Source organism: Sphingomonas sp. LH128 (assembly GCF_000293195.2).
In the GTDB taxonomy this organism is placed as follows: domain Bacteria; phylum Pseudomonadota; class Alphaproteobacteria; order Sphingomonadales; family Sphingomonadaceae; genus Novosphingobium; species Novosphingobium resinovorum_A.
On sequence record NZ_ALVC01000222.1, the window covers coordinates 1 to 10102 of the forward strand.

General features: G+C 66.6%; 10 protein-coding genes and 1 pseudogene. 4 read left to right on the forward strand and 7 right to left on the reverse strand.

What is annotated here, in order from left to right; genetic code table 11:
- Window positions 1-962 (forward strand): uroporphyrinogen decarboxylase family protein (locus LH128_RS32310; RefSeq protein ID WP_008831104.1); only part of this gene is annotated, 962 nt, incomplete at its 5' end.
- 6 nt (window positions 963-968) lie between these two features.
- On the opposite strand, the pseudogene LH128_RS18025 reads toward LH128_RS32310, so the two are convergent.
- A pseudogene (locus LH128_RS18025) lies at window positions 969-2078 on the reverse strand (CaiB/BaiF CoA transferase family protein); the annotation flags it as partial.
- Window positions 2079-2222: 144 nt separating this feature from the next.
- On the opposite strand from LH128_RS18025, the gene LH128_RS18030 reads away from it, so the two are divergent.
- On the forward strand, window positions 2223-2999 hold the full coding sequence (locus tag LH128_RS18030; RefSeq protein ID WP_008831106.1) for an SDR family NAD(P)-dependent oxidoreductase: 777 nt from the start codon (window positions 2223-2225) through the stop codon (window positions 2997-2999).
- Window positions 3000-3050: 51 nt separating this feature from the next.
- Here LH128_RS18030 and LH128_RS18035 read toward each other — a convergent pair whose 3' ends face one another.
- Window positions 3051-3962 (reverse strand): GGDEF domain-containing protein, encoded by a 912-nt coding sequence (locus LH128_RS18035; RefSeq protein WP_008831107.1) that lies wholly within the window; start codon window positions 3960-3962, stop codon window positions 3051-3053.
- Between the two features lie 187 nt (window positions 3963-4149).
- Here LH128_RS18035 and LH128_RS31480 point away from each other — a divergent pair, with 187 nt between their 5' ends.
- On the forward strand, window positions 4150-4617 hold the full coding sequence (locus LH128_RS31480) for a VOC family protein (protein WP_008831108.1): 468 nt from the start codon (window positions 4150-4152) through the stop codon (window positions 4615-4617).
- Here LH128_RS31480 and LH128_RS18045 read toward each other — a convergent pair.
- Window positions 4600-5532, reverse strand: a complete 933-nt coding sequence (locus tag LH128_RS18045; RefSeq protein WP_051211525.1) for a substrate-binding domain-containing protein — start codon at window positions 5530-5532, stop codon at window positions 4600-4602. The two genes, LH128_RS31480 and LH128_RS18045, sit on opposite strands and share 18 nt — an antisense overlap.
- 205 nt (window positions 5533-5737) lie before the next feature.
- On the opposite strand from LH128_RS18045, the gene LH128_RS18050 reads away from it, so the two are divergent.
- Window positions 5738-6925, forward strand: a complete 1188-nt coding sequence (locus tag LH128_RS18050; protein ID WP_008831110.1) for an acyltransferase — start codon at window positions 5738-5740, stop codon at window positions 6923-6925.
- Window positions 6926-7083: 158 nt separating this feature from the next.
- Here the strand turns inward: LH128_RS18050 and LH128_RS18055 are convergent, their stop codons facing one another.
- From LH128_RS18055 to LH128_RS18070, 4 genes are all read right to left on the reverse strand, one after another.
- On the reverse strand, window positions 7084-8247 hold the full coding sequence (locus LH128_RS18055; RefSeq protein WP_008831111.1) for a thiolase family protein: 1164 nt from the start codon (window positions 8245-8247) through the stop codon (window positions 7084-7086).
- Window positions 8247-8651: a Zn-ribbon domain-containing OB-fold protein gene (locus tag LH128_RS18060; RefSeq protein ID WP_008831112.1), complete on the reverse strand. Its 405-nt coding sequence runs from the start codon at window positions 8649-8651 to the stop codon at window positions 8247-8249. The genes LH128_RS18055 and LH128_RS18060 overlap by 1 nt, the downstream gene beginning before the upstream one ends.
- A gap of 89 nt (window positions 8652-8740) precedes the next feature.
- Window positions 8741-9661, reverse strand: a complete 921-nt coding sequence (locus tag LH128_RS18065; protein ID WP_008831113.1) for a TIGR03619 family F420-dependent LLM class oxidoreductase — start codon at window positions 9659-9661, stop codon at window positions 8741-8743.
- A gap of 103 nt (window positions 9662-9764) precedes the next feature.
- The coding region (locus tag LH128_RS18070; RefSeq protein WP_008831114.1) for a CoA transferase at window positions 9765-10102 on the reverse strand (338 nt) is incomplete at its 5' end.

Below are 10102 nucleotides of genomic sequence, written 5' to 3' on the forward strand. Positions count from 1 at the left end.
CCGCCGAGATCACCCTGCAACCGATCCGCCGTTTCGGCTTCGATGGCGCCATCCTGTTCTCCGACATTCTCATCGTGCCTTACGCGATGGGGCAGGACCTCCAGTTCCTCGCCGGAGAGGGGCCGAAACTGACTCCCCGGCTTGTGGACAATGCGCTGGAGGGGCTGACTCAGGTGCCTGAGCGTCTTTCGCCGATCTACGAGACCGTGCGGAAGGTTCGCGCCCAGCTTGATGACGACAAGACGATGCTCGGTTTCGCCGGTTCGCCCTGGACCGTCGCGACCTACATGGTGGCAGGCGAGGGGAGTCGCGACCAGCACGACACCCGCGCCATGGCCTATCGCGATCCGGGCGCCTTCGGAGCAATCATCGATGCGGTGATTCAGGTGACCGTGGAATACCTGTGCGGCCAGATCGAGGCCGGCGCCGAAGCGGTGCAGCTGTTCGATTCATGGGCAGGCAGTCTCTCGCCCGCGCAGTTCGAGCGCTGGGTGATCGCCCCCAATGCCGCGATCACCGCTGCCGTGAAGGCGCGTCACCCCGAGACTCCGATCATCGGCTTCCCGAAGGGCTCGGGCGAGAAACTTCCCGCCTATGCCCGCGAAACCGGAGTCGACGCGGTCGGAATCGACGAGACCATCGACCCGATCTGGGCCGCGCGCGAACTTCCCCAAGGGCTGCCGGTGCAGGGCAATCTCGATCCGCTGCTCCTGCTGGCGGGCGGCGGGGGGGGGGGGCCCCGCCGCCGCAGGCGGGGGTGGAGGGGGAGAAGACCCCTCCGTCAGCCCTGCGGGCTGCCACCTCCCCATTCCTTCGGAACAGGGAGGATTGGGCGTTCACACCACCTTCGAGTCCCGCAGCGCGGCGACTTGCGCCTCGTCGTAGCCCAGCTCCGAAAGGATGGCGTCGGTATGCTCGCCCAGCATCGGCGGGGCCATGCGGATCGTCGCCGGGCTCGCTGACATCTTCGCGAGCGGGCTGGCGATGAGATCGACCGAGCCGCTTTCCGCCCATGCATGCGGCGTCGTCGCCTTCAGGCCGCGATGTTGCACCTGCGGGTCTTCCCAGACGTCGGCCAGTTCATTGTAGCGCGCCGCCGGAATGCCCACACCGTCAAGCATGGCCTGAACCTCCAGGGTCGGGAAGCGGCCACTCCAGTCGTTGATGATGGCCATCAACTCGGCGCGATTGGTCTTGCCGCGCTTCAGGTTGGAATCGAAGCGCGGATCGTTGTTCAGTTCGGGCTGATCCATCAGCACCGTCAGGCGGCGCCAGTGCTCGTCGGTGCCGGCGGTGAGGTAGATGATGCCGTCCGCGCAATGGATCAGGTCCGCCGGGCCGCCGCCGTTGCCGCCGTTGCCGAGGCGCGGCGGGGCGTTGCCGCTTATCAGGTAGTCCTGCATGATGTGGCTGACCATCGCCACCGAACTGTCGAGCAGGGCGATGTCGATGTACTGCCCCTCGCCGGAGCGGGTGCGGTGCATCAGCGCGCCGAGGATCGCCAGCGCGGTGTTGTGGCCGGTCACGAAGTCGACGAGGCTGGGGCCGGTCTTGAGCGGGCCTGAGCCCGGCTGGCCTTCGGGAATGCCGGTCACCGCCATCATGCCGCCGGTCGCCTGGAACAGCCCGTCGTAGCCCGGCAGCGCCGCCATCGGCCCGGTCTGGCCGAAGCCGGTGACCGAGCAGTAGATGAGGCCCGGGTTGATTGCGCGCAGGCTCTCGTAATCGAGGCCGAAGCGCTTGAGGTCGCCGACCTTGTAGTTCTCGATCAGCACGTCGGCGTTCTTCACCAGATCGCGCAGGATCGCCTGCCCCTCGGGCCGGGAATGGTTCAGCGTGATCGAGCGCTTGTTGCGGTTGGACACGGTGAAGAAGCTGGAGTGCCGCGTCTCGATCCCGTCCTTGCCGGGCACCCACGAGAAGCCGTAGCCGCGCCCGTCGTCGCCCACGCCCGGCCGCTCCACCTTGATGACGTCGGCTCCGAGATCGCCGAGGATTTGCGCGCCGACGGGGGCGGCGAAGACGCGGCTCATGTCGATGACGCGGATGCCTTCGAGGGCGGCCTTGGGTGTGCTCATTGTGCCTGTTCGCTCGTTGTCTGAGCCTTCTGACTAGCCCTGTGCGGTCCGGGGACAAGGCAGCCTCGGGCAATACCGCCGGGGCGGTTCGACGCCTGCCGGAGCGGCGGCTAACACGGCCTTGCAACGGTGGAGGAAGTCGAAGTGAAGGTAGCGATCATCACGGGTGCGGGCAGCGGCATCGGCCTCGAAACCGCGAAGATCCTGCACGGCGAGGGCTTCGCGATCGTCGGTGTCGGCCGCTCGAAGGACAAGCTGGCGGCGCTGGAAGCCGCGATCGGCAATCCCGACCACGTCCTTGCCATCAGCGCCGACCTGACCGACCCGGCCGCGCCCGGAGCCGTCGTCGCGCAGGCGCTGGCCCGCTTCGGCCGCATCGACGCGCTGGTGAACAACGCGGGCGTCGGCAGCCCCAAGCCGCTCGACGAGACGGACGACGAGACGCTCGACGACTTCCTCGACATCATGCTCGTCGCCCCGTTCCGGCTCTGCCGCGACGTGATCCCGCATCTGGGGGAGGGCGCCAGCGTGGTCAACGTGACCAGCACGTTCGCGCATATCGGCGGACGGCGCGGCGGCGCCTATTCGGCGGCCAAGGGCGGGCTCAAGTCGATGACCGAGCACATGGCCTGCGAATACGGCCCGCGCGGCATCCGCTCCAACTGCGTGGCACCAGGCGTGACGATGACCGACATGGTGCGCCACCGTTTCGAGGACGAGGGCTTCAAGCGCGCCAACGTCGAGACCACGCCCTATCCGCGCCTCGCCCAGCCGGAGGACATCGCCTCGGTCATCGCCTTCCTGTGCCTGCCGGGCAGCGAGATGATCAACGGGCAGTCGATCGTGGTGGACGGCGGCTGGACGGCGACGAAATATCTCTCCCCGCGCGTCACCCGCACGACTTGGGTGGAGCCGGAATAGTCTGCTCAGTCTGAGCGGGGTTTGGGGGTTGCCTTTGATCTGACGGGAGTTTCAGGCCGCCACCCGCAGCACGTTGCGGCCGCTGCGCTTGGCGGCATAGAGCGCGGCATCGGCGGCGGCGAAGGTGGCCTCCGGCGATCCGTCGATGAAGGCGAGACCGGCACTGACACCGATGGGGATCAGCGTACCCTGCCACTCGACCCGGGTGACGAGGCGGTTGATGCGGCGGCGCACGGCGCTTTCCAGCGTTGCGGCGGGCATCGTGGCGGGTAGCAGCGCCGCGAATTCGTCACCGCCGATGCGGGCGATCAGACGGGCGCCGGGGAAGGCAGTGGCCAGGCGTTCCCCGAAGCGGGCGATGCAGGCATCCCCGGCGGCGTGCCCCCAGCGGTCGTTGATCGCCTTGAAGTCGTTGAGGTCGAACATCGCCAGCGCACCGATGCGCGACAGCCGTTCCGACCCGGCGGGAAGGTCGAGGAATTCGGACTGGAACCGCGCCCGGTTGCCGAGGCCCGTGAGCGGGTCGTTCTCGGCAAGGCGGCGCAGCTGTTCCCACTGCAGGCGCTCCTGCGTGATGTCCTGCTTCATGCCGTAGATCTGGACCGCGCGCCCATTTTCCACTCGCGTGTTGGCGGCCAGCCTCAGCCAGCGCGCCTCGCCGCCCGGCTGGCGAATCTGCGCTTCCATCGAGAAGCCGGAGCCTGTCTCGATCGCCTGCGCGCGCAGGCGCAGCATGATCTCGCGAGATTCCTCGTGGTAGAGGGCGACGGTATCGCGACGTTCGAAATGCGTGTCGTGGGAGAGGCCGAAGATTTCGAAGACGCCGTCGGTCCATTCGAGTTGCTCGGTAGCGAGGTCGCAGCTCCAGGCGCTGAGCCCGACCAGCGCCGCGGCCTGTGACACGAGGCGACCGTCGGTAAGCGGGCGGATGGCGGTACGATGCCGGTCGGTCTGCAGATACAAGATTGGCCCCCTTGCGCCATCCATCCGCCAATGGATCCACAACGGTTTAATTCCTTATGGTAAAACGTTCGCTAACGGAACTGCCATTTGAGCGGGTGCATTACTCCGATGGGGTCAAGCCTGCGGCGTTGTCATTTCTGCCCGGGCTGCGGATAGCCTTCGGTCGGGACAAAGGAAGAAAAGCGCCATGATCCGCGGCATCCACCATATCGGCATGAACTGCCGCGATCTCGAGCGGATGAAGCGCTTCTATTGCGAGGCGCCGGGCTTTGCGCCGGTGGACGCCGACGGGCTTTCCTGGGCGCGGGAGCCGGTCATGGACCACATCGTCGATCTGCGGGGCTCTGTCGCAAAAGGGTATGTGTTGCGGGTGGGCGGTTGCTACATCGAGATGTTCGAATATACCGCGCCGCCTTCCGACCTCGACCGGCCGTTGCGGCCCAACGATCGGGGCTACACGCATTTCCGTATCGACGTGACCGACATCGAACGGGATATCGCGCACCTGAAGGCATGCGGGATGACGTTCAACGACCGCGATTTCGTCGCTGTCGGGCATGCGACCCGGAGGGGAGCGTCATCGAGGTGCAGCGATGTGCCCCGGGCAACGGCTTCACCTTCGAGGAACTGCCGGCTTTCACGTGAGCAGGGCTAGCGAGGCGCGCTCTACCAGTTGCGCATCGAAAGGGCCGGGCGGTGCCGCGCTCCGGTCCAGTATCCGGTTGATCGCCTCGTGGCCGATGCGCTCCCAGGGGATGCGCACCGAGGCCAGCGGAGGAAGCAGGCGGCGGGCGATCGAGGTGTCGTCGAACCCGACGAGCGATAGCGCTTCGGGAACCGGCACGCCCGCCTGTGCGGCCGCATGAAGGACGCCGGCGGCCATGTCGTCGTTGCAGGCGAGAATCGCGGTCGGTCGCGGACTGATCTCCAGCAGCAGCCGTCCGGCGGCCATGCCGGACTCGAACGTATCGTCGCCCGGCACGATCAGCGCCGGGCCCCGGTCGAGCCCATGTTCGGCCATGGCATCGAGATAGCCGAGTTCGCGTTGCCGGGCGCCGGGAGAGGTTTCCGGTCCGGCTACGAGTCCGATCCGCGCATGGCCCAGCGTCACCAGACGGCGCACGGTCAGCGCGGTGGCGGCCCGTTCGTCGCAGGACAACTCGGGCGCCAGACCGATGCGCAGGCAGCGGGTCCGCGCGCGGTCGCACACGTCCACAAGATCGCTGCGCCCGCCGAGGGGCGGCGTCAGCACCAAGGCTTCAGGCCGATGATGTTCGAGAACCTGCGCGAACATGGCGGCACTTTCATCCGGGGGCTGGACGTGGATGGCAAGCAGCAGAGGCGCCGTGGCCACGGCGCGCTCCATGCCGCGTTGCACGGCTTCGCGAACGGCGCTCTCCCGGCCGTCGTGGACGAGCAGGACAATCGCCCCGCCCGGCACGGCCGCACCGACACTCTCCGGCGGACGCAGTGGCGCGCGCAGGTCGGGGGCATAGGCCGCCCGTTCGATCGAGGTGGCAGGTCGCTTGCGAGCGGGCCGGGGTGCGACGGACGCTTCGGGTGAAGTCATGACCGCGATGCTGGGCGCTCGCGCGCGGCGGACCAACCGCAGTTGGCTCCGGAACCGATGAAACCGGACAGGCCCCGCGTTACCGTCTATTACAACCGCGCGATTGCAGAGTGGTGACAACGCGCTTAATGAGCCCTGCAAATACATGCCGCTTCTTGCGGGCACCCCTGACCCGCGTGGCGGGCCGAAGACTTGACGGATAGCGATGAACCCCGCCCCCAGCCAACGCCACTACGGAATGGACTGGTTGCGCGTGGGTGCCTTCGTGATGCTGATCTTCTATCATGTCGGCTTCTCGTTCACGCCATGGGGCTACCAGACGCCCACGCGCGGCGTGGTGTGGTGGGCGGAAATCCCGTTGCTGGGCCTCAGCGCCTGGCGGCTGGCGCTGCTTTTCGCGATTTCGGGCTACGCCAGCGCGGCGCTGTTTTCCCGGGAGCGCGATGCCGGGAGCTTTCTCAGGAGCCGCCTGCTGCGGCTGGGCATTCCGCTGCTGTTCGGCCTGACGGTGATCGTGCCGCCACAGCCTTACATGGGTCTGCTCAACAGCGGCTATGCCCATGGCTACGCCTACTTCCTGTTCCACGATGCCTTCAGTTTCCGCCGGGTGATCCACGAGGATTTGCCCGCGATCATGCACTTGTGGTTCGTGATCTACCTGCTCGCCTATACGGTCGCGCTTTGCGTGGCGGTAATGGTGCTGCCTGCAAGCTGGCGTGCCGCGCTGGCGCGGGGATCGGAGAAGCTGCTATCGGGGCCGTGGCTGCTGCCGTTCGGATGCGTCGCGATCTATGCCGTGCGCGCGCCGGGCGACGGCTGGACCGACACCCACAGCCTGCTCACCGACCTCTGCGCGCACCTCCATTATGGCGGCATGTTCCTGTTCGGCTACCTGCTGCGCAACTCGGAACCGCTGCGGGCGGCGATCGCACGGCAGTGGAAATGGGCGCTGGTCGTGGGGCTGGCGGGTTACGCCTTCGTCGCTCTCGAGGCGTGGTACTTCCCCGGCAACGTGCGCACTCCGCGTGCGTGGATGGAGCCGCTGGACTTCGCCAAGGCGGTGCAGTGCTGGGGCACCGTGATCGCTCTGTTCGGCATCGCCGATCGCTTCTGGAACCGTGACGCCCGTTGGCGCGGCATGCTGGCCGAGGCGGTGTTCCCGGTGTTCATCGCGCACCAGACGGTGATGGTGCTGGTCAGCTACTGGCTGCGCGACAAGGGACTGACGGCTCTGCCGGAGTTTCTGGTGCTCTGCGCGGTAGTGGCGGGCGGTTCCTGGCTGTTCTATCTCGTTGGCCGCGAGGTCGGCCCGCTGCGCCCGCTGATCGGGCTGAAGCGCGCCAAGCCGGTCAAGCGGGCGAAGGCGAGCGTGGTGCCGCCGACGGTTGCGTGATTGCGCTGGGGCTTCGATAAGCTCAGCCTGAGCGGGATTGGAGGTTCTTGCACAACCTCCGCTCACCCTGAGCTTGTCGAAGGGGCAGGCTGAGCTTTTCGAAGCCTTCTTCCGTATCCCCGACCTCGCGAGAGGAGAGCCCGCGAGGCCGGAGCCGTCTAGTCCTTTGCCAGCAGCAGCGCCGCCGCGAGCGGGCCGCCGCCGGATGTCGCCACCGCCACTCTGGGATCGCCGGGGATCTGCCGCTCGCCTGCCTTGCCGCGCAGCTGCGTCACCGCCTCGTGCGCGAAGCCGAAGCCGTGCAGGCGGCCCGCGCCAAGCTGACCGCCTGCGGTGTTGAGCGGTAGTTGGCCATCGCGCGCGATGCGGGTGCCGCCTTCGATGAAGCGGCCGCCTTCGCCCTTCTCGCAGAAGCCCAGACCCTCCAGCCAGGTGATCGGCAGATAGGCGAAGCCGTCGTAGAACTGCACGGTATCGACATGGCCTACGGTGTAATCGGTGTGCTGCCACAAGTCGCGCCCGGCATCGTAGGCGGCGGGCCACTCGACCTGATCCCACGAATACCGGTCGACAGAGCCCGACATCGCGGCGATGCGGATCGGCTCGCATGTGATCTCGTCGAGCGCATCGCCGGCCGAGACGATCACCACCGTGGAGGCGTCGGAGAAACGGTCGCAGTCGTAGAGGCACAGCGGCGTCGAGATCATCCGTGCCGACATGTACTTGTCGAGCGTCAGTTCCTCCTTGGTGATCGCGCGCGCCCTTGGGTTGAGCATGGCGTTCTTGGAACCGTTGATGGCGATCTGGCCCAACTGTTCGCGCGTCAACCCGTATTTGTGGACGTGGCGCGCGGCATATTGCGCGGTCCAGCAGGCGGCCGAAGTCGCCCAGAACGGGCTGGTCCACTGCGAGGCGCCGGAGACGGTGTCCGACCGCGCACCCATGTAGGTCGCCGGATCGGCCATGCCGCCCGCCTCGTAGACGGTACGGTAGCACAGCACGTGGCGGCAGATGCCCTGCTTCACCGCCCACGCCGCCATACCGATGGCGGAGAGCTGCGCCGGTTGCTCCAGTCCGCCCATCTGCCACTTCGACTTGATGCCGAGCGCCTCGATCACCTCGTCGGTGCCGACGGGCGAGAAGGCGAGGTAGCCGTGGCTCTTGCCGGGGAACGAGAACACGCCGTCGATCTGCTCGAAGGTAAGGCCCGCCTCGGCGATCGCCTCCTTCGCGGCGTCGAGCGTCAGCAGCAGCGGATGGCGCGGCAGGCGCACGCCCACCTCGGACTGGCCGACGCCGGTGATGTAGGCTTCGCGGGCCATCAGCCGACCTTCTCGAACAAGGGATAGAAGATGCCGGCCTGCTCCTCGAACACCACGCGGACCGGATCGCCGAACGCGACGGCCTCGACCGGGCAGTTTACGATGTTGGTGGTGAGGTAGACGCCGGGCACGCCGTCGAGCGCGACGCGGGCGATGACGTAGGGGACGGGGAGGTCCTTGGCCCAGGGCTGGTGATTGACCGTGAAGGTGTCGATCACCCCGGTCCCGGCGACAGCCTGCGCGGCTACGTTTTCGGACTGGCAATGGCGGCACAGGATGCGGGGCGGATGGGTGTATTCGCCGCAGTCGCTGCAGCGAACGATGCGCAGTTCGCCCTCGGCGCCGCTGGTCCAGAACGCCGTGTTTTCCTGGTCCAGTTTCGGCCTCGGTCTTGGTGGGCTCATGTGTCGCTCTCCCCGTTCTGCGTGTCGTTAAGGGCCGTTGAGTGCCATCAGGTCAAGGCGTTCGTCGCAGGCATCGCGGCGACGTTCGCTCACCGGATCGCGGGCATGATCTCCTCGGCGATCCATTGGGTATAATCGTAATAGGCATCGATCCCGGAAAGGGGCGGGATGGGAACGGAACTCCATGTTACTCCAAGAGATTTCAGCCAGCCGAGGCGGTCGATGATCTCCTGTTTCGTCTGGCCGGGACGGGCGGTGGGGTCGTCGAGCACCGCATGACCCTCGCCGACGCGGCTGGTGGACATGCCGTAATAGATGTCCGCAAACTGGCCGTTATGGTCGGGTTGGGAGCGGATGAAGTCGATGCGCGCGGGAATGTCCTCGGGCTTGGTCAGGAATGGCCACCAGCCTTGCGCATAGCGGGAAACGCGCTTGAGGACGGCGTCGGCATCACCACCGAACCAGACGGGCAGATGCGGCTTCTGTACCGGCTTCGGCTCGAAGGCGACATCTCGGAATGAGACGTATTTCCCCTCGAATGCGGGATTTTCCTGAGTCCACAGTGCGATGATCGCCTGAATATACTCCTCCGCCATTGCCCCGCGTTCGTGAAAGGGGACACCGAGCAGCGCGAATTCCTCCTCGAGCCAGCCGACGGCGAAAGTGATCGTGACCCGGCCGCTCGACAGCCAGTCCATCGTCGAGAGCGCCTTGGCCGTGACGATCGGATGCTGCGCCGGCAGGATCGCGATGCACGAATTGACGCGCACCCGCTCGGTCACCCCGGCGATATAGGCCATGGCGGCATAGGCATTGAAGTAGAAAGGCCCGGAAAGATCGACGTGGCTTTTCGGAATGACGTGATGCTCGGGCACGGCGATCATCTCGAAACCCAGCTTTTCCGCCCATTTCGCAAGGCGGGTCTGATCGGCGCCGGTAACCTCGGTTTCCCACGGCTGCATCGTCGCCTTGAGCCGCAGCATGTGCGGCATCGCAAAGCCTAGTTTCATGATGTCCTCCCCGAACTTGGCCGACCGGGGAATGCCCCTAGTCGATCACCTTGCGCGCGATCAGATCGTCCATTGCGCCCCTCCGCAAGCCCAGCAGATCGCGTTAGCCGTAGCCGTTATGCTCCCCGAGCAACGGCGCGCCGCGTTCGATGAGGGGCGGATCGGGGCTGATCCGCCAGGACGGGCCGATGATCGGGTGAGTGCCGGAGCGGTGATCGGAGACCAGGCGATATGCCTGCCGCTGCCATAGGAATGCATCGGTGACGAGGTCCAGCGAACTCATCGACTTGAACGCCGGAACGCCTGCATTCCTGAGCTTTTCGGCAAGTCGCGCAGCATCGTGCGAGACGGTCAGCGCGCCGATCGCAGCGTCCAGCGCCAAGCGGTTCAAAAGCCGGTCGGCGAGGTCGGCGAAGCGCTCGTCGGCGGCCAGCGCGGGGG

Coding starts and splice junctions, on each gene's coding strand:
- LH128_RS18055 (WP_008831111.1), bottom strand. CDS start 8,247: ATGGCCCGCGAAGCCTACATCACCGGCGTCGGCCAGTCCGAGGTGGGC.
- LH128_RS18060 (WP_008831112.1), bottom strand. CDS start 8,651: ATGAGCCCACCAAGACCGAGGCCGAAACTGGACCAGGAAAACACGGCG.
- LH128_RS31480 (WP_008831108.1), top strand. CDS start 4,150: ATGATCCGCGGCATCCACCATATCGGCATGAACTGCCGCGATCTCGAG.
- LH128_RS18045 (WP_051211525.1), bottom strand. CDS start 5,532: ATGACTTCACCCGAAGCGTCCGTCGCACCCCGGCCCGCTCGCAAGCGA.
- LH128_RS18065 (WP_008831113.1), bottom strand. CDS start 9,661: ATGAAACTAGGCTTTGCGATGCCGCACATGCTGCGGCTCAAGGCGACG.
- LH128_RS18050 (WP_008831110.1), top strand. CDS start 5,738: ATGAACCCCGCCCCCAGCCAACGCCACTACGGAATGGACTGGTTGCGC.